The sequence below is a fragment of the Agrobacterium sp. 20P9.1.2 genome (genome assembly GCF_057799395.1).
Genome location: NZ_JBYOKI010000004.1, coordinates 1 through 19,340, shown reverse-complemented (window position 1 = coordinate 19,340; position 19,340 = coordinate 1). Strand labels below are relative to the sequence as shown.

12 protein-coding genes, 1 tRNA gene and 1 pseudogene are annotated in these 19,340 nt (G+C 58.9%); 10 read left to right on the top strand and 4 right to left on the bottom strand.

Annotated features, from left to right (window positions below; translation table 11 throughout):
• The first annotated feature begins 236 nt into the window (after positions 1-236).
• The 7 genes from AC27VJ_RS12755 to recQ all read left to right on the top strand — a co-directional run bounded on the left by AC27VJ_RS12755 (position 237) and on the right by recQ (position 10,751).
• The gene (locus AC27VJ_RS12755; protein ID WP_488684360.1) at positions 237-1,535 is read left to right on the top strand and encodes a CmpA/NrtA family ABC transporter substrate-binding protein; all 1,299 of its coding nucleotides are present in this window, start codon (positions 237-239) and stop codon (positions 1,533-1,535) included.
• Between the two features lie 64 nt (positions 1,536-1,599).
• Positions 1,600-2,496, top strand: coding sequence for a nitrate ABC transporter permease (ntrB, locus tag AC27VJ_RS12750; RefSeq protein WP_077120583.1), 897 nt, complete (start codon positions 1,600-1,602; stop codon positions 2,494-2,496).
• A gap of 10 nt (positions 2,497-2,506) precedes the next feature.
• Positions 2,507-3,304 (top strand): ABC transporter ATP-binding protein, encoded by a 798-nt coding sequence (locus AC27VJ_RS12745; protein WP_488684359.1) that lies wholly within the window; start codon positions 2,507-2,509, stop codon positions 3,302-3,304.
• Between the two features lie 5 nt (positions 3,305-3,309).
• The gene (gene nirB, locus AC27VJ_RS12740) at positions 3,310-5,760 is read left to right on the top strand and encodes a nitrite reductase large subunit NirB (protein ID WP_488684358.1); all 2,451 of its coding nucleotides are present in this window, start codon (positions 3,310-3,312) and stop codon (positions 5,758-5,760) included.
• Between the two features lie 102 nt (positions 5,761-5,862).
• Positions 5,863-6,192 (top strand): nitrite reductase small subunit NirD, encoded by a 330-nt coding sequence (gene nirD / locus AC27VJ_RS12735; protein ID WP_488684357.1) that lies wholly within the window; start codon positions 5,863-5,865, stop codon positions 6,190-6,192.
• Positions 6,193-6,194: 2 nt separating this feature from the next.
• Complete coding sequence (locus AC27VJ_RS12730; RefSeq protein WP_488684356.1) at positions 6,195-8,852, top strand: nitrate reductase; 2,658 nt, start codon at positions 6,195-6,197, stop codon at positions 8,850-8,852.
• 87 nt (positions 8,853-8,939) lie between these two features.
• Positions 8,940-10,751, top strand: coding sequence for a DNA helicase RecQ (recQ, locus tag AC27VJ_RS12725; protein ID WP_488684355.1), 1,812 nt, complete (start codon positions 8,940-8,942; stop codon positions 10,749-10,751).
• On the opposite strand, the gene AC27VJ_RS12720 is transcribed toward recQ, so the two are convergent.
• Genes AC27VJ_RS12720 through AC27VJ_RS12710 form a run of 3 tightly spaced genes read right to left on the bottom strand, consistent with a single transcriptional unit; the run spans position 10,700 to position 16,355 of the window.
• Positions 10,700-13,807 carry an efflux RND transporter permease subunit gene (locus AC27VJ_RS12720; RefSeq protein WP_488684354.1) on the bottom strand — a complete coding sequence of 1,036 codons (3,108 nt, stop codon included), beginning with the start codon at positions 13,805-13,807 and terminating at the stop codon, positions 10,700-10,702. The two genes, recQ and AC27VJ_RS12720, sit on opposite strands and share 52 nt — an antisense overlap.
• On the bottom strand, positions 13,804-14,928 hold the full coding sequence (locus tag AC27VJ_RS12715; RefSeq protein WP_488684353.1) for an efflux RND transporter periplasmic adaptor subunit: 1,125 nt from the start codon (positions 14,926-14,928) through the stop codon (positions 13,804-13,806). Before AC27VJ_RS12715 ends, AC27VJ_RS12720 begins: the two co-directional genes overlap by 4 nt.
• Complete coding sequence (locus AC27VJ_RS12710) at positions 14,928-16,355, bottom strand: efflux transporter outer membrane subunit (RefSeq protein WP_488684352.1); 1,428 nt, start codon at positions 16,353-16,355, stop codon at positions 14,928-14,930. Before AC27VJ_RS12710 ends, AC27VJ_RS12715 begins: the two co-directional genes overlap by 1 nt.
• 147 nt (positions 16,356-16,502) lie before the next feature.
• Between AC27VJ_RS12710 and AC27VJ_RS12705 the strand changes: the two genes are divergently transcribed.
• The 3 genes and pseudogenes from AC27VJ_RS12705 to AC27VJ_RS12695 all read left to right on the top strand — a co-directional run.
• On the top strand, positions 16,503-17,189 hold the full coding sequence (locus AC27VJ_RS12705; protein ID WP_077106441.1) for a response regulator: 687 nt from the start codon (positions 16,503-16,505) through the stop codon (positions 17,187-17,189).
• A gap of 2 nt (positions 17,190-17,191) precedes the next feature.
• Positions 17,192-18,463 carry a HAMP domain-containing sensor histidine kinase gene (locus tag AC27VJ_RS12700; protein ID WP_488684351.1) on the top strand — a complete coding sequence of 424 codons (1,272 nt, stop codon included), beginning with the start codon at positions 17,192-17,194 and terminating at the stop codon, positions 18,461-18,463.
• 141 nt (positions 18,464-18,604) lie between these two features.
• Positions 18,605-18,820 (top strand): annotated as a pseudogene (locus AC27VJ_RS12695) (peptidoglycan-binding domain-containing protein); the annotation flags it as partial.
• A 145-nt stretch (positions 18,821-18,965) separates the two neighbouring features.
• On the opposite strand, the gene AC27VJ_RS12690 reads toward AC27VJ_RS12695, so the two are convergent.
• Positions 18,966-19,042, bottom strand: a tRNA-Met gene (locus AC27VJ_RS12690).
• Between the last annotated feature and the right edge of the window lie 298 nt (positions 19,043-19,340).

Genomic DNA, 19,340 nt, shown 5'->3' with positions numbered 1-19,340 from the left:
AGATGCTTGCTCAAGCTCTACCAAACTGGCACAACGTTTGCTTGGTATAAAGCACTCGGTCAACGGCGATCGAGGATAAAAGCGCTTCACTGCTGCTTACCAACGACATCGACGTCGCAAGGTTTTTGCTGACCGGGACCTCCCTCCCGGCAAACGCAATCTCCGAGCGGCGTTTTTTTATTTTTACCTTTCGCAAACAGCGCCGGAATGGCGGATCAAAAATGGGGAACATGCGCATGAAACCGACATTCACCGGCACCATAAGCCGCCGCAGCATGCTGAAGACCACTGCCACCGCAGCCCTGATCACGGCCATGAAATCCGCCTTCCCATCCGGTGCCTTTGCCGCGACTGCCGCGCCTGAGGTGACGGGCGCAAAGCTCGGCTACATCGCGCTGACGGATGCCGCCCCGCTCATCGTCGCTTCGGAAAAAGGTCTCTTCGCCAAATACGGAATGCCGGATGTGGAAGTTGCCAAGCAGGCCTCCTGGGGTGCAACGCGCGACAATCTCGTTCTCGGCGGCGCGTCCAACGGTATCGATGGCGCACATATTCTTACCCCCATGCCCTACCTCATCCACACCGGCAAGGTGACGCAGAACAATGTGCCGGTGCCGATGGCCATTCTTGCGCGCCTCAACCTCGACAGCCAGGGCATTTCGGTTGCCAAGGAATATGCCGATACCGGCGTACAGCTGGATGCGTCCAAGCTGAGAGCGGCCTTCGAGAAAAAGAAGTCCGAGGGCAAGGAAATCAAGGCGGCCATGACCTTCCCCGGCGGCACCCATGATCTATGGATTCGTTACTGGCTGGCCGCTGGCGGCATCAACCCGGACAAGGATGTCTCCACCATCGTCGTTCCGCCACCGCAAATGGTCGCCAATATGAAGGTTGGCAACATGGATGTGTTCTGTGTGGGCGAGCCTTGGAATGAGCAGCTGGTCAATCAGGGCATCGGCTTTACCGCCTGTACCACCGGCGAGCTTTGGAAGGGCCACCCCGAAAAGGCACTCGGCATGCGCGCCGACTGGGTGGAAAAGAACCCGAATGCCGCAAAAGCCATCCTGATGGCCGTGATGGAAGCCCAGCAATGGTGCGACAGCATGGACAACAAGGACGAGATGTCGACCATTCTGGGCAAGCGGCAATGGTTCAACGTTCCGCCGAAGGACGTGCTGGGTCGCCTGAAGGGTGACATCAATTACGGCAACGGTCGCGTGGCGCATGGCACCGATTTGCAAATGAAATTCTGGAAGGACGGCGCATCCTATCCGTTCCAGAGCCATGACAGCTGGTTCCTGGCCGAGAATGTTCGCTGGGGCAAGTTCGCGCCCGACACCGACATCAAGGCGCTGGTATCCCAGGTCAACCGCGAAGACCTGTGGCGCGAAGCCGCCAAGGAACTGGGCGTGGCTGCTGCCGATATCCCGACATCGAAATCCCGCGGCAAAGAGACCTTCTTCGATGGCAAGGTTTTCGACCCGGAAAACCCATCCGCCTATCTCGAAAGCCTTTCGATCAAAGCCGCTTCTTAAAGACGCTCTCGCCCCTCCTCCCAAGGGGTGAGGGGCACGGACCTCTTGCAAACAGGATAGACCCATGACCGCAACCGCCCGCAAGACAGACAGCATGGCAACGACCACCGCCATTCCGAAAAGCGGCACCGTGATTGCCATCGACCGCCGCAAGGCACCGGCCCTGAACGCCAAAAAGATCGCCGCCACTATCGCCCGCAACGTCGTTCCGCCGCTTGTTGTGCTGGTGATCATGCTGGTCATCTGGCAGATGCTCTGTTCCGCCCCCGGCGCAACGCTGCCGCCGCCGAGCCAGGTGTTTCAGGAAAGCTACGACCTGATCGTCTATCCGTTTTTCGTCAACGGCTCGCAGGATATCGGGCTGGGCTGGCGGGTTCTGATTTCACTGGAGCGCGTGGCCTATGGTTTCGGCCTTGCTGCCGTCGCCGGTGTCATCCTTGGCGCGGTCGTCGGGCAGTCCATCTGGGCGATGCGCGGTCTCGACCCGATCTTTCAGGTGCTGCGCACCGTGCCGCCGCTGGCATGGCTGCCGCTGTCGCTGGCCGCCTTTCAGGACAGCAATCCATCTGCCATTTTCGTGATCTTCATCACCTCCATCTGGCCCGTCATCATCAACACTGCTGTCGGCGTGCGCAACATTCCGCAGGATTACCGCAACGTGGCACAGGTGCTGCGGCTGAACCAGCTGGAGTTTTTCTACAAGATCATGCTGCCATCCGCCGCGCCCTACATCTTCACCGGTCTGCGCATCGGTGTCGGCCTCTCGTGGCTCGCCATCGTCGCCGCTGAAATGCTGACCGGTGGCGTCGGCATCGGCTTCTTCATCTGGGATGCGTGGAATTCCTCGCGCCTGCCCGACATCATCGTCGCCCTCGCCTACATCGGCGTCGTCGGCTTCGTGCTGGACAAGCTGGTCGCAGCGCTTGGCAATGTCATCACCCGCGGCGCAGCGGCCAACTGAGGAGGAACCCATGAACGCCTATCTCAAGCTCGATAACATCGACAAATATTTCGACAAGGGCGGTAGCCGCGCCGAGGTGCTGAAGGGTATCAACCTCACCATCGGCAAGGGAGAGTTCGTCTCGGTCATTGGCCATTCCGGTTGCGGCAAATCCACCATGCTGAACCTCATCGCGGGCCTGACCAAGGTTTCCTCCGGTGTCGTTCTTCTAGAGAACCGCGAAGTGAACGAACCCGGCCCGGAACGCGCCGTGGTGTTTCAGAACCACAGCCTGCTGCCGTGGCTGAGTGTCTACGAAAACGTCAATCTCGGTGTCGAAAAGGTGTTCCGCTACACCAAGACAAAGACTGAGCGCCACGACTGGGTCATGCGCAATCTGGACCTCGTGCAGATGGCCCATGCCAAGGACAAGAAGCCATCTGAAATTTCCGGCGGCATGAAGCAGCGTGTCGGCATTGCCCGCGCGCTGGCCATGGAGCCTAAAATCCTGTTGCTGGACGAGCCCTTCGGCGCGCTCGATGCGCTGACCCGCGCCCATTTGCAGGATGCGGTGATGGAAATCCACGCCCGTCTTGGCAACACCATGGTCATGATCACCCATGACGTGGATGAGGCCGTGCTGCTGTCCGACCGCATCGTCATGATGACCAACGGTCCCGCCGCCCATATCGGCGAAATTCTCGATGTGCCGCTGCCAAGGCCGCGCCACCGCATCGAGCTTGCCTCCGACCGAACCTATCTCAAATGCCGCGAAGCCGTGTTGAAGTTCCTCTACGAACGTCACCGCTTCGTCGAAGCTGCGGAGTAACCAATATGACAGAGAAACTTGTCATCATCGGAAACGGCATGGCGCCCGGGCGCATGCTGGAAGAACTCTTCGAGAAAGCACCAGGGCGATATCAGGTCACGATTTTCAACGCCGAGCCCCGCGTCAATTACGATCGCATCATGCTCTCGCCGGTGCTGTCGGGTGAGAAGTCCTATGAGGACATCATCATCCATGGCGATGGCTGGTACATCCAGCACGGCATCACGCTCTATAAGGGCCACCGTATCGTCAACATCGACCGTACGGCCAAGACCGTCACATCCGACCATGGCGTGACGGAAAGCTATGACAAGCTGGTCATCGCCACTGGCTCCGTTCCCTTCATCATTCCCGTTCCCGGCAAGGATCTGCCCGGCGTCATTACCTATCGCGATCTGGATGATGTCGATGCCATGCTGCTCGCTGCGCAATCCCGCGCAAAGGCCGTCGTCATCGGTGGCGGGTTGCTGGGGCTGGAGGCCGCCGCCGGTCTTTCCATGCGCGGCATGGACGTGACCGTGTTGCACGTGATGCCGACGCTGATGGAGCGTCAGCTCGATCCGGCAGCGGGCTACCTGCTGCAAAAAGCGATGGAAGATCGCGGCATCAAGGTCATCACCAAGGCCAATACCAAGCAGATTGTCGGCACCGACAAGGTCGAGGGCATCGAGCTAGACAATGGCACGATCATACCGGCAACGCTGGTGGTTATGGCGGTCGGTATCAGGCCCAATGCGGGTCTGGCGAAGGATGCCGGTCTTGCGGTCAATCGCGGCATCGTCGTGGATGCGGGCATGCAAACATCGGATGGTGACATCCTGTCGGTCGGCGAATGCGCCGAGGTGGATGGCATGGTCTATGGCCTTGTCGCCCCGCTTTACGAAATGGCGCGGGTCGCAGCCTCTCATCTGGCCGGCGACACCACACCGGCTTTCGTGCATGCGGATACGCCGACGAAGCTGAAGGTCACGGGCATCAACCTCTTCTCCATCGGTGACTTTGCCGATGGCGACGACCGTGAGGAAATCGTGCTGCGCGATGCCACCGCAGGCGTCTACAAGCGCGTGATCCTCAAAGACAATCGCATCATCGGCACCGTTCTTTACGGTGAAACCTCCGATGGGGCGTGGTTCAACGACCTGAAGAAAAAAGCGACCGATATTTCGGAGATGCGCGACACACTCATTTTCGGCCAAGCCTATCAGGGAGGGTCCCCACTGGACCCTATGGCGGCCGTTGCAGCCTTGCCGGATGATGCGGAAATCTGTGGCTGTAACGGCGTTTGCAAAGGCAAGATCACCTCCACCATCACCGGCAAGGGGCTGACATCGCTGGACGATGTCCGCGCCCACACCAAGGCCTCGGCCTCGTGCGGTTCCTGCACCGGCCTTGTCGAACAGGTCATGAAATTGACGCTGGGCGACAGCTATAATCCGGCTGCCGTTCAGCCCATGTGCACATGCACGGAGCTTGGTCATGATGACGTGCGTCGTCTGATCAAGGCAAAGGGTCTGAAAACCATTCCTGCCGTCATGCAGGAACTGGAATGGAAGACGTCGTGCGGCTGCGCCAAATGCCGCCCGGCGCTGAATTATTACCTCGTTTCCGACTGGCCGGATGAATATGCCGACGACTACCAGTCGCGCTATATCAACGAGCGGGTTCACGCCAACATCCAGAAGGACGGCACCTATTCCGTCGTGCCGCGCATGTGGGGCGGCGTGACCAATGCCAATGAGTTGCGCGCTATCGCCGACGTGGTGGACAAGTTCGAGATACCGATGGTGAAGGTCACAGGTGGCCAGCGTATCGATCTTCTCGGCATCGAAAAGGAAGACCTGCCCGCCGTCTGGGCCGATCTCGGCAAGGCCGGGTTCATCTCCGGTCAGGCCTATGCCAAGGGCCTTCGCACGGTCAAAACCTGCGTCGGTTCGGACTGGTGCCGCTTCGGAACGCAGGATTCGACCGGCTTCGGCATACGCGTCGAAAAATTCATGTGGGGTTCTTGGACACCGGCCAAGCTGAAGCTCGCCGTCTCCGGCTGTCCGCGCAACTGCGCCGAGGCCACCTGCAAGGATATCGGCGTGATCTGCGTCGACAGTGGTTATGAAATCCACTTTGCCGGTGCCGCCGGTCTCGACATCAAGGGCACGGAAGTGCTTGGCCTCGTCAAAACCGAGGACGAGGCTCTGGAGCATATCGTGGCGCTGACGCAGATGTACCGCGAACAGGGCCGTTATCTCGAGCGCATCTACAAATGGGCCAAGCGCATCGGTTACGACGAGGTTCGCCGCCAGATCATGGGTGATGCCGAAAAGCGCAAGGCCTATTTCGAGCGCTTCGTCTTCAGCCAGACATTCGCGCAGGTCGATCCCTGGTCGGAGCGCGTGTCCGGCGAACACAAGCACGAGTTCAAACCGATGGCGACCATCGGCTTTAATCAAGCCGCAGAGTGACCGACCGCCGCAAGGCGTGACGGACGCGTGGGCAGTCGGGTGGGCGGAAAGAGGAGTTTCCGCCCACCCGGAGACATCATCGACAAGGACAGGATGAACGCAATGAACTGGGTCGATATCGGCGAAATCTCCGACATTCCTCTGCGCGGCGCACGCTGCGTGAAAACACCATCGGGCAAGATCGCGGTGTTCCGCACGGCGGACAACGACGTCTATGCCATCGAGGACCATTGCCCGCACAAGGGCGGACCCTTAAGCCAGGGCATCGTCCACGGCGCATCGGTCACATGTCCGCTGCACAATTGGGTGATTTCGCTGGAAACTGGCAAGGCGCTTGGCGCGGATGAAGGCTCGGTGCGCACCATTCCGGTTCGGAATGTGGACGGCAAGCTGTCGATATCAATCGAAAGCCTCATGATCGCGGCGGAGTGAGCATGGCACAAGAGGTCAAGACCACCTGTCCCTATTGCGGCGTCGGCTGCGGTGTGATTGCCAGCATCGAAGACGATGGCGCTGTCACCGTCAAAGGCGATCCCGATCACCCAGCCAATCTGGGACGCCTCTGTTCCAAGGGCTCGGCGCTGGCCGAAACCATTGATCTCGACGGGCGTCTGCTCTATCCGCGGGTGGATGGCGTCAGGGTTGGCTGGGACAATGCGCTTGATCACGTAGCCTCGAAATTTGCAGATGCCATTGCCGAACACGGACCTGACTCGGTCGCCTTCTACGTCTCCGGCCAATTGCTGACGGAAGATTATTACGTCGCCAACAAGCTGATGAAGGGCTTCATCGGCTCGGCCAACATCGATACCAATTCGCGCCTGTGCATGTCCTCCTCGGTCGCAGGCCACCGACGCGCTTTCGGCTCAGATACGGTGCCGGGACTTTATGAGGATATATTCGAAGCCGATCTCGTCATCCTGACCGGCTCCAATCTGGCCTGGTGCCATCCGGTCATCTACCAGCGTCTCGCCGCCGCCAAGGCCGAGCGCCCGGATATGCGCATCGTCGTCATCGACCCGCGCCGGACCATGACCTGCGATATTGCCGACATGCATCTGGCAATCCGCCCGGATGGTGATGTGGCGCTGTTCACCGGTCTTCTGGCCCATCTCGCCGACGGCGCCACCATCGACCATGCCTATGTCGAGAGCTTCACAAACGGCTTCGATGCTGCAATCCAATCCGCTAGGGAGTACAGCCTCCCCGAGATCGCAGAAGCAACGGGGCTGACCATCGCAGAACTCATCCAGTTCTACGAACTCTATGAGCGCACGGAAAAGACCGTCACCTGCTATAGCCAGGGCGTCAACCAATCGGCCAGCGGCACGGACAAGGTCAACGCCATCATCAACTGCCACCTCGCCACGGGTCGCATCGGCAGGCTAGGCATGGGACCGTTTTCACTGACAGGCCAACCCAACGCCATGGGCGGGCGTGAAGTGGGTGGGCTCGCCAATATGCTAGCCGCCCATATGGCCATCGAAAATGCCGATGACCGCGACCGTGTTCAGCGTTTCTGGAACGCACCAACCATAGCTCAAAAGCCGGGCCTCAAAGCCGTCGATCTGTTTCAGGCCGTCGCCGACGGACGGATCAAGGCGCTGTGGATCATGGCGACGAACCCCGTGGTTTCCATGCCGGATGCCAGCGCCGTCGAAGCCGCATTGAAAGCCTGCCCCTTCGTCGTCGTCTCCGACATGTTCGCAACCACCGACACGGCCAAATACGCCCATGTCCTCCTGCCCTCTCTGGGCTGGGGCGAGAAAGACGGAACCGTCACCAATTCCGAGCGCCGCATTTCCCGCCAGCGCGGCTATCTGCCCGCACCGAGAGAAGCCACGGCAGACTGGTGGCAACTGGCGCAGGTTGGTCGCCGTATGGGTTTTGCCGAGGCGTTCGATTACGCCGGCCCGGCCGATATCTTCACGGAACATGCCAATCTCTCCGCATTCGAGAATAACGGGTCGCGTGATTTCGACATTGGCGCATACTCCACGCTAACAAAGCCGACCTATGACGACCTGCCACCCTTCAATTGGCCGCAGCCCCCCTCTGGACACCGCGAGACAACGCGCTTCTTTGCAGACGGAAAATTCTATCATGCCGATGGCAAGGCCCGCTTCGTCAGCGTCACCTTGCCGCAAACATCCCGCATCGATGCAGAGTACCCGCTGACCCTCAACACCGGCCGCATTCGCGACCAGTGGCACACCATGACGCGCACCGGCAGAAGCGCGCGCCTCTCATCTCACCTCGCAGAACCCTTCGTTGAACTGCACCCGCGCGATGCGATGGAGGCAGGTATCGACAGCGCCGATCTGGTTGAAATCGAAAGCCCGCTCGGCAAGATTATCGTTCGGGCGCTGGTCACGGAGCGACAGGCGCGCGGCAATATCTTCGTGCCCATGCACTGGAACGACCAGTTTGCTGCCAATGCCCGCGTCGACAAGCTGGTGCCATCGGTAACCGACCCCTTCTCCGGCCAACCGGCATCGAAAAACATCGCCGTCACCGCGCGCCGTTTTCACGCGAAAGCCTATGCCTTCGCAGTAACGCAGGCTAAACCGCAGGGCCTCGATTGCGCCTATTGGGCGCTGGCCAAAGCCGACGGCGGCTATCGTCTGGAGATGGCCTTCGATGAGATACCCGAAGACTGGAGCGCCTGGGCGCGTAGCGTTTTTGGCGTCGATGTCAGCATCGAACCCATCGGCTATGCCGACAATAGCACCGCCCAAGTCCGCCTTGCCTTTTTCGATGGCGAGACATTGTTGGCCGCGCTGTTCATCGCCGACAAACCCGTTGGCGTCGCGCGTAACTGGGCAATTTCCCAACTCTCCGCTCGCCATGAAGATTTGCGCACGCGCTTTGCGCTTGTTGCCGGGCGCCCGGGGGCCGGCAAGGCAGACCCCGGCGCCACCGTCTGCTCCTGCTTCAATGTCGGCGTCAACCAGATCACCTCCGCCATTCGCGATGGCTGCCAAACCGTCGAAGCTATCGGCAAGACCTTGAGCGCGGGCACGAATTGCGGCTCTTGCCGCGCTGAAATCCGAGGGATCATCGAGGGCTGCGTCAAGACCGCAGCAGAGTGATTGCCTGTGTTTCACGCTCTAAAGGGGTTGTGATTATCATGAATATGGAATGAGGTGCCGGGCAACCGAATCTCGAAGAAGATGCCCTTGAATACCGATCCATTCCATATTCTGAAAACGATCTACGGCTACGACACATTTCGCGGGCAGCAGGCAGACATCGTCCAGCACGTGATTGCCGGCAACAATGCCTTCGTCCTGATGCCGACGGGCGGAGGCAAATCGCTCTGCTATCAGATTCCTGCCCTCTCCCGCCCCGGCATGGGCCTCGTCGTCTCGCCGCTGATTGCACTGATGGTCGATCAGGTTGCCGCCCTGCGTCAGGCGGGCGTGAGAGCTGAAGCACTCAACTCCAATCTTCTGCCGGATGAGCGCCGCGCATTATGGGCCGATATTCGCGCCGGAAAAGTCAGCCTTCTCTATGCTGCACCGGAAACTTTGCTGAAGCCGGATGTGCTGGATTCGCTGGAGAATGTCCCCCTGTCGCTCATCGCCATCGATGAGGCCCATTGCCTGTCGCAATGGGGTCACGACTTCCGCCCGCCATACCGTCAGCTCGACATGCTGATCGAGCGCTTTCCCGATACGCCGCGCATGGCGCTGACCGCCACGGCAGACGAGCCGACGCGGGCGGAAATATTGGAGCATATGCGCATAGAGGGCAGCGATGCCTTCATCGCCGGTTTCGACCGCCCCAATATTCGCTATGCCATCATGGAAAAGGACAATCCGCGCGCGCAGGTCAAACGCTTCCTGCGGGACCATCAGGATGAAAGCGGCATCATCTATTGCTTGTCCAAACGAAAGACCGAGGAAACGGCAGAATGGCTGCGCTCCGAAGGTTATGATGCGCTGTCTTATCATGCAGGAATGGAGCGCGAGCAGCGCGAGAAAAACCAGACCCGTTTCCAGCATGGTGAAGCCATCATCATGGTCGCCACCATTGCTTTCGGCATGGGCATCGATAAGCCAGACGTCCGCTTCGTCGTTCACATCGACCTCCCCAGCAGCATCGAAGCCTATTACCAGGAAACAGGCCGCGCCGGGCGTGATGGCCTGCCGTCCGATGTGCTGATGCTCTACGGTTCCGAAGACATCGCGCTGCGCAACCGCTTCATCGAAACCTCGGATGCGCCTGACCAGCGCAAACATATGGAACGGCAAAAGCTGGATGCATTGCTGGGTCTGGCCGAAACGGCAGGATGCCGCAGACAGGCCCTGCTCTCCTACTTCGGTGACAGTTGCGACCCTTGCGGCAATTGCGATACCTGCGCGGAGCCACCGGAACTCTTCGATGGCACTATCGCCGCCCAGAAAATCCTGTCCTGCATCTACCGAACGGGCGAACGCTTCGGCCAGGCCTATATCATCAGTGTTCTCTTAGGCGCAGAAGACGAACGCATCACCCGTTTCGGCCACGACCAGATCACCACCTATGGCATCGGCAAGGAACACGATAACCGCACATGGCGTGCCATTCTACGGCAGCTGATCGCATCCCGCCTGATCGAAGTGGATCTCGAAGGACACGGCGGTCTTTCGATCTCGGACACAGGGCGTCAGTTCCTGCGCGAAAAACCAAGCCTGATGCTGCGAAAGCCTCAGGCGCCACGCAAAACAAGCCGTGATCGCAAGGCAGGTGGAAGGCCGGCCATCAGCCTCCCAGACGAGGACGCCGCACTGTTTCAGGCCCTGCGCGAACGCCGCATGGAAATCGCCCGCACCCAAAACCTGCCGCCCTATGTCATTTTCCATGACAAGACGCTGATCGAACTCGCAGGTGCTAAACCCACCTCCCGCGCCGAAATGGCCAAAGTCCCCGGCGTCGGCGATGCCAAACTGGACCGTTACGGCCCGGCATTTCTGGAAGTCATCGCGACGTTTTTATCCGAGGCATGATGGTGGGTGGAGTGGCCGATACGCCCCTTCACCCAAATCAACACATCATCCAGGAACGTAAACACGACAGGAATGATGAGAAGGCTGAGGAAGGTGGACGTAATCAGTCCGCCGATGACGACGACGCCCATGGGTTGGCGGAAGCTGGGGTCGCCGGAGACGAGGCTGAGGGCGGCGGGGAGCATGCCGCCGGCCATGGCGATGGTGGTCATGACGATGGGTCTTGCCCGCTTGTGGCAGGCATCGATCAATGCATCGTAGCGGGACATGCCACCTCTGCGCGCCTCAATCGCATATTCCACGAGAAGAATGGAGTTCTTCGAGACGATGCCCATCAGCAGCAGCAGGCCGATGACCGCTGGCATGGAGAAGCTCATTCCCCCCAGCACCAGAGGCAGCATGGCACCGCCGAAGGCGAGCGGCAGGGCCATGAGGATGGTGACCGGCTGAAGGAAATCGTGGAAGAGCAGGACCAGCACGGCATAGACGCAGAAAATGCCGATGGCCATGGCCAGGCCGAAACTGCTGAACAGCTCGCTCTGCCGTTTCAATTCTCCCTGTTCGACGAATTTCACACCCTGCGGCAGGTTCTGGTAGCTCGGCAGCTTTTCAGCCTCCGCCAGGACTTCCGAAAGACTTCTGCCATTGAGTTCGACGGTAAGCGAGACATTGCGCGAGCGGTCCAGCCGGTCGATTTCGCTTGGACTGGAACCCATGGTGATATCGGCAATCGCACCGAGCGCGACGTTGCCGTCCCTGCCCTCCACGGGGATCAGCGAGATCGCATCCAGCGACCGACGATTGACCGTATCCAGCATGACGCGAACCGGCACCTGACGCTCCGGCAGATTGAGCTTGGAAAGCGCTTCATCGTAGGCGCCAGACGTTGCGACACGCACGGCCTCGGCAATGGCTTTGGAAGTTACCCCCAAAGAGGCCGCCTCTGTCAGATTGGGCTTGATGGTAATTTCCGGCGCCTGCATTGCGGCTGACGATGTGACGTTGCCGATGCCTTGCAGGGTGCGCAGATCGGCTTCGAGGCTGGAGGCGGCCTTTTCCAGAAGATCGGAATCGTCGCCCGCAAGCGTCAGCGTCAGCTGGGTACCGTTGCCGCCCGAACCAATCTCGATCCGAACACCGGGCAACTTTTCCAAAGCCTTGCGCAAATCCCCCTCGATCTGGGATTGTTTGATATCGCGATCATCGATGGGTGTCAGGTTGACGACGATGGTGGCACTGTCCGTACTGCCCGTGGATGTGCTGTTCATACCGCCCGTCGATGCCGTGCCAGTTGCCTGAAAGACCGAGGTCACATGGTCCACACCTGCGATGATGCTGGACGCCTTTTGTGCGGCTTCGTCCGTGGATTCGATGGTCGATCCTGACGGGGTGGTGAGCGTTACCTGCGTTTGTGCATTGTCGGATGCCGGGAAAAAGCCCGTCGAAAGATGGCTTAACAGCAGAACCGTAAAGCCCATGAAAGCCGCAGTGCCTAGCACGGGCAGCCAGCGACGTCTGAGTGCGCCTTCCACAAGCCAGAGATAGGCCGTCATGATCCGCCCGTCCTCATCATGGGCCTTGCCGGTCGCCTTCATCAGATAGGCCGCCATCATCGGAGTGACCAGACGCGCGACGAGAAGCGAGGCGAGAACGGCGACGGAGGCCGTGATGCCGAATTGCTTGAAGATGATGCCCGGGACGCCCCCCATGAATGCGGTCGGCAAAAATACGGCGACGAGGGTGAAGGTGGTGGCAATGACCGCGAGACCAATCTCATCCGCAGCTTCCATCGCCGCATCAAAGGGGCTTTTGCCCATATTGAGATGTCGCTCGATATTCTCGATTTCCACGATGGCATCGTCCACGAGAATGCCCACCACCAGCGAAAGCGCCAGAAGCGTGATCGTGTTCAGGCTGTAACCCAGCAGATACATGACGAGAAAGGTGGGAATGATGGAAAGCGGCAAGGCCACGGCGGCCAGAAGCGTGGCGCGCCAATCGCGAAGGAAAAGCCAGACGACCAGAATGGCGATGATCGCTCCCTCATAGACCATGTGCATCGAGGATTCGTAATTCTGCTCTGTCGGTACGACGGTGTTATAGGCCTCCTCGATCGTCACCTGCGGATTGGCGGCGGCGAATGTTTTGATCGCCTCGCGAACGCGGTCTGTCACGGCGGTATCGGAATATCCTTTGGAGCGCTTGATTTGCGCGGCAATCACCGGTTTGCCATTGAGATAGGCCAGCGATGTCAGGTCGCTGTGAGTATCGGTGACAGTGGCAACCTCATCCAGCCGAACCCAGCTTCCATTCGACAGCGGAATGGGCAGAGCCCGTATCTCATCCGCACTCTTGGCAGCCGCCAGCGTGCGAACAGACTGGCTTTCGCCGCCAATGCGCCCCTTACCGCCCGAAAGATCGGACTGCACCGCCTCGACCTGGCTGTTGACGTCATTGGCCTTCAGACCGAGGCCATCCAGCAGATCGGCGTTCAGTGCCACGCGAATCTCTCTATCGACGCCGCCCAGCCTGCCGACTTCTCCAACGCCATCCACGGCCATCAAAGCGCGCGACATGTCGTTGTCGATGAACCATGACAGTTCCGCATCATCCAGCTTGTCGGAATGAACCACGTAGGTAATGAGCGGCGAGGAGTTGAGCGACTGCTTCGAAACGGTCGGCGCGTTCATATCCTGTGGCAGATCGGGTTGCGCCTGATCAACGGCGCTTTTGACCTCATCCAGCGCGACCTGCGTGTCCTTGCCGACCTTGAAGGCCACGGAGATGCTGACCGATCCATCGGTAATCGTCGTCGTGACCGAATCGAGCTGCGTCAGCCCCGTCAGCTCATCTTCGATCTTGCGCGCAACTTCAGTTTCCAGCTGGGATGCCGCGGCACCATCCAGCGATGCTGAAATCTCGATGGTCGGTAGATCCATATCGGGGAAATTCTGCACATCGAGGCGGTTGAACGCCCAGAGACCGCAGGCGGTCAAAAGCGCAAAAAGCAGGATCGGCGGAACCGGATTGCGGATGGACCAGGAGGAGAAATTCATTTCGCGGCCTGCCCATCGGCAACTTCGGCTGCCTCTATGACTCGAACAACGGAGCCATCCGCCAGAAATGCGCCGCCCGATGCGACGATGCTGTCAGCCTTGTCGATGCCAGATAGAATCTCGACGCGATCCCCCTGTCGCCGACCCGTATCGACACGTTTTCGCAAAACCGTGTCCTGCTGCGATGGGTTCATGATGAAGATGTAGGAAAAGCCGTCCCTCAGTGTCACCGCCGAAGCGGGCACCGTGAGGGCATCGGTCTGGGCAAACTCGAAATGACCACTGACCAGAACGCCGGTCTTGGGTTGCGGCATGCCTGCGTCAGGATGCAGCGCGACATAAACAATCACCCGCCCGTTATCCGTAGACGAAGTCGGCGATATCAACCGCACCTCGCCATGAACATCACCCGCAGGCGTGGAGATGATGGCTTTCGTCCCCTCCTTCACGTCAGCCAGACGTTTGACCGGTAGTTCAGCGTTCCATTCAACGCGGTTCTGGCGGATCAGCTTAAACAACTCGTCGCCAGCATTGACGACCTTGCCCAAGGAGGCTGAGCGGCTGGAAATCACGCCGTCATCAATCGCATAGACCTTGGTTCGGTCCAGTGTCAGTTGCGCAGAGACGAGAGAAGCACGAGATGACGCGAGCTCTGCCTTGGCAGTGCGCTCGGTGATGAGATATTCAGTCGTCTGCTGGTTCGAAAGGGCACCGGAGCCCGTCAATCCGCGGGCGCGGTCTGCATTTGCAACGGCCTGGTCTAGCTCTGCCTGGGACTTTTCGACGGCGGCTTTTTGTTGATCGAGTTCGGCCTGCGATGTCTTGGGATCAAATTGCACGAGCAGGTCACCCTTCTTCACAGAAGAACCGACATCTGCTTTGACGTCAGTGATCCGCAAGCCACTGACTTCAGCCGAGATGACAGCTTCCTGCCATGCCGCAAGCCGGCCGCTGGCAGGAATAGTCACGGGCCAGGAGGCAACCTCCGGCTTGGTTACGTTGACACTCAGCGCCGCCGCGCGGGTGGTCGTCGGCTGACTGTCCTCACCGCGCGCATCGGTACTCAGGGCAAAAGCGAGTGCAACTGCAATTGCAGCAGGAATGAAGACATATTTTTGCATCAGCGTGTTCCATTGAGGGAGGCAACGGCAACATTGGCTGGCGAAGCCCAGCCGCCTCCGAGAGCCTTGTAAAGAGCAATCCAGTACTGGACCGCATCGCGCCGGATTTCGATGAGGCTGATGGCGGCGGACTGCGCAGACCGGCGCGCCTCCTCACGGTCGAGAATGCTGGCCCCGCCGGACCTCCAGTTCTGATCGATAGACCGGAAATAGCTCTGATAATTGTCTGCGGCAGACTTGGCATCATTGATGCGTTTCAGCGCCGTATTCACATTCACAAGCGCTGTCTCGACCTCGGACACCGCACTCAGGACACCGTCCTTGTAACTCGCCACCGCGACATCGTAATCTGCAACCGCACTTCTGACCGCCGCCCGCTTCGATCCCCCATCCAGCAGAGGAATGGACAGGGCCGGGCCGAAGGACCATGGCACCGATCTACCGGTAACGGTGGATTGGCTGATGGAAATCGAACCGCTCAGGCTGAGGCTGGGATACATATCCGCCTTGGCCGCACCGACATCCGCAACCGTCGCGACAATTTCGGTTTCCAGCTGGTTGATATCGGGCCGCTGCCGCAGAGCTTCTGCCGGAACCGAAGCGATGCGCAGCTGGGAGGGTTGCGGAATACGGCTTGGGCCATGGTCGAGAAGCTTCCTGACAGCGGTCTCGTCACCACCTGTCAGCTGAACGATGGATTTGAGAAGGATTTCGCAATCCCCGCGCTGCGAGGTAAGGCTTGACGAAGAGGATGCGGCGCTGGCGCGGGCAAGCGCCAGATCGGCTGTCGAGGTAAAGCCCGACTGCGCGGATTTTTCCGTCACCCGGATCGTTTCTTTCTGGGAGGCGAGTTCGTCACTGTAAAGCCGCTCCAGCTGTCGGCAGGCGCGGTATTGCACATAATAATCGCCGACTTCGGCCGCAACAGATACGCGCGCATCATGCCAAGACCAGACCTTGCCCTGTGCTCTCGACGCCGCAGCCTGCACCTGTTTCTTGGTTTTTCCGAAAAGATCGAGTTCCCACGACGCATCGAGCCCGCCGCTTTTGGTCGTCCCCGCCGAAAGCTTATTGAGATCGTCGCCCTTGTTGCCTTCGCGCGAAGCGGATGCGGAGCCATCGAGTGCCGGGAAAAGGCCAGCCTTGGTGCTGTCGAGCGTCGCCCGTGCCTTGTCGATATTGGCCACCGCTTCCTGAATGGACGGATTGTCCTGCTCTGCCATTCTCAGCAATGCATCCAGAGAGCCATCCTTGAAACTCGCCCACCAGGCCAGAAGATCGCTGGAGCGACCGCCATGGGGTAAGGTGGCGTGCCAGTGGGCGGCAACGACGGAGGCCACAGGTCTCAGTTCGCCAAGGCTTGTGCAGCCGGTGAGCACAACTGCCGTGGCGAAAACTGAAAAGGAATGAAAAACCGTAATGCGCATTGGATCCGGACTGCCTGGAAAAGCTCAAGGCCGTATTTTAGGGATCGCGATGTTAATGTCGGTCAAGAATATGTAAAGATATGTAAAACTGCTGTATTCGCAGATGGTAAGCCTTAAAGGTCGTCCATCTAGCCGATGGATTACACCATGACCCAGGTTCTTTTGATTGATGACGATACGGAGCTCACCAATCTGCTTGGTGAGTACCTGACCGAAGAAGGTTTTGCCGTCGAAGCCACTGCCGACGGCAGGATCGGTGTCGCCAAGGCTCTTTCCCGATCAACCGATCTCATCGTTCTGGACATCATGATGCCGCGCATGAACGGTATCGAGGTTCTGCGCAAAATCCGGCAGGTCAGCGACGTGCCGGTGCTGATGCTGACGGCCCGTGGCGATGATGTCGATCGTATTTCCGGTCTCAATCTCGGGGCCGATGATTACGTGTCAAAGCCCTGTTCGCCAGGAGAGCTGGCGGCGCGCATCCGCGCCATTCTGCGCCGATCCGGCCGAAGCGAGCGCGATGGGTCGGTGGAAGAAATCAGAACCGGTGATCTGGTTCTTTATCCCTCCAAGCGCACTGCCGAATGGCACGGCACGCCGCTGGAACTGACCGGTACGGAGTTCAGCCTGCTCGAAGTTCTTGCGCGCTCTGCTGGTCAGCTGGTTTCCAAGCAGGAAATTTCTCTTCGCGCCTTCGGCAAACCTTTGACAGCCTTCGACAGACGCATTGACGTGCATATCAGCAGTATCCGTCAAAAACTCGGAACACGGGCAGACGAACAACCCTGGATACAGGCCGTAAGAGGCCGTGGCTATCAATTGCTGGAAGGCTAGAAATGCGTCGCCTGTTCTGGAAGTTCTTTACCGTCGTATGGCTTGCCATGGCTGGCTCCATCGCGTTTCTGTTCACCATTAGCATATTGTTTCAATCCCCTTTCGAGGAGGAGGTCACCCACCGCGAACATGTGTTTGCGATGGAAACAACGTCGCAGCTTTTGCAATCCAATGGGCTGGACGCAGCCAAGACATTACTCGCGGCGATAAAAAGAACGAGCCGGGACATTCCCATCAACATAAGCGCAGCCGGTCCTGCCACCGACTGTGCAACACCAGCGGGCAGCGAATTCATGAAAGCCGTCGCAAGCGACGGGAACTGCTACCGCATCGAGATTGCGGGCTCTTTGCAGGGTATGATTTCCAAGACCTGGCCACGCGCCGTACCGTGGCTGGCTGCCCTACTGACCGCTGCGGCTGCCGCCTATTGGCTCGCTCGCTATTTCATCAGCCCAGTCGAGCAGCTCCGTTACGGACTTCGCGCTTTGGCCAATGGCCAGCTCGACGTTCGCATCGCCCACACAATCGGCAGCAAGCGCGACGAAATCACGTCACTTGCCCACGATCTCGACATCACTGCCACACGTCTGCAGGAGCTTCAAAAGACTCAGCAGCAACTGTTTCACGACGTCTCGCACGAGCTTCGCTCGCCACTGTCGAGGCTGCAAGCCGCAATCGGCGTTCTGCAACAAAACCCGGCGCGACTGACGGCCATGATCGAGCGCATGGGACGTGAAGTGGAGCGCCTCGACCAACTGGTCGGCGAAATCCTGACGCTGGCCAGACTTTCCGAACGCGGCACCCCGCGCTTCGACCGACAAACGCTAGACGTCATAGATCTCGTCCGAGAAATCGTTGAAGATGCAAGCTTTGAAAGCCAGGCCCGCGAGGTGAAAATCATCTACCAGGGCGTCGAGACATTCGTTGCGTCGGTGAATGGTGAATTGATCTACCGGGCGCTGGAAAACGTCATCCGCAACGCGATTGCATATACCGAAACCGGAACATCGGTGCTCGTCACATCAGAGGTGAGAGGCACCAATCTATCACTCTCCATTCAGGATGAAGGGCTTGGCGTGCCGGAAACAGAACTGGAGACCATCTTCCAGCCCTTCTCCCAAAGCTCCACCGTCACCACCCGCTCCGGCTTCGGCCTGGGCCTCGCCATCACCCGCCGCGCCGCCGAATGGCACGGTGGCGGCGCAACAGCCAGCAACACGCCGTCAGGTGGTTTGCGGGTAGATATCGTGATCCCGGCGACGCGGGAGGGTTGATGGGTGTAAGGGTGGCTACGGCAGTCGGGTTGCCGTGTTCGGCACATATTTTCATGCCCTATAAAAAGAGTCACCGACATAGCAGTTGTCTACAAATTTGCTTCGAGCAGAAGCGCTTTAGTTGGTGGCGAGAACAATGCAGGTTCTTTCCAATCCAAATGGAGTGATGTTGGCTCGATGCTTCGGTCTGATGTTTTGGCGATGCAGCAGGCGCTTGTGAGCGAAGGTTATGACGTCGGCAAGGCGGATGGTTTGGCTGGTTTCAAGACGCGTCGCTCGCTTGGGGACTGGCAGTCGAGGAATGGGTTAGCAGCAACCTGTTTTCCGGATGCTAGCTTGAAGTCGAAGCTTCGGTAGGTTGAGTTGTTGGACGGCGTCTGACCAATTCGGATCGCCGCCCTGTGATGTTTCCACATGGTCGGCGTTATGTTTGACGTCGGAACGTGGACGCTGCCGTTTGAGGCAGTTTATTCTGATTATCTCGGTGATTTGGGATATGTTTTGGTTGCGGGGGCAGGATTTGAACCTGCGGCCTTCAGGTTATGAGCCTGACGAGCTACCGGGCTGCTCCACCCCGCGTCCAGCGTAAATCCCGGAGGGATTTATCGCGCCAGAGCAAACCTGTTTAGGTTTGCGTATCTGGTCTGGTTTTTGCCGAAGGCAAAATACCGTTGTTTGTCCTCTGAGGGACCTGACCATTTCGGAGCAAATCCTTTAGGATTTGTCTCCTGTTATGGACGCACCATCATATATTTGGTGCGCCGATCTTTGAAGTATTTTAGGCTTATCGCTTCAAAAGCGAAAGGCCGCTGATGCGGCCCTTTGTATCGGCTGGGCCGAGGATTGTTTTGCGTTGAGAAGATGTTGATATTGATGT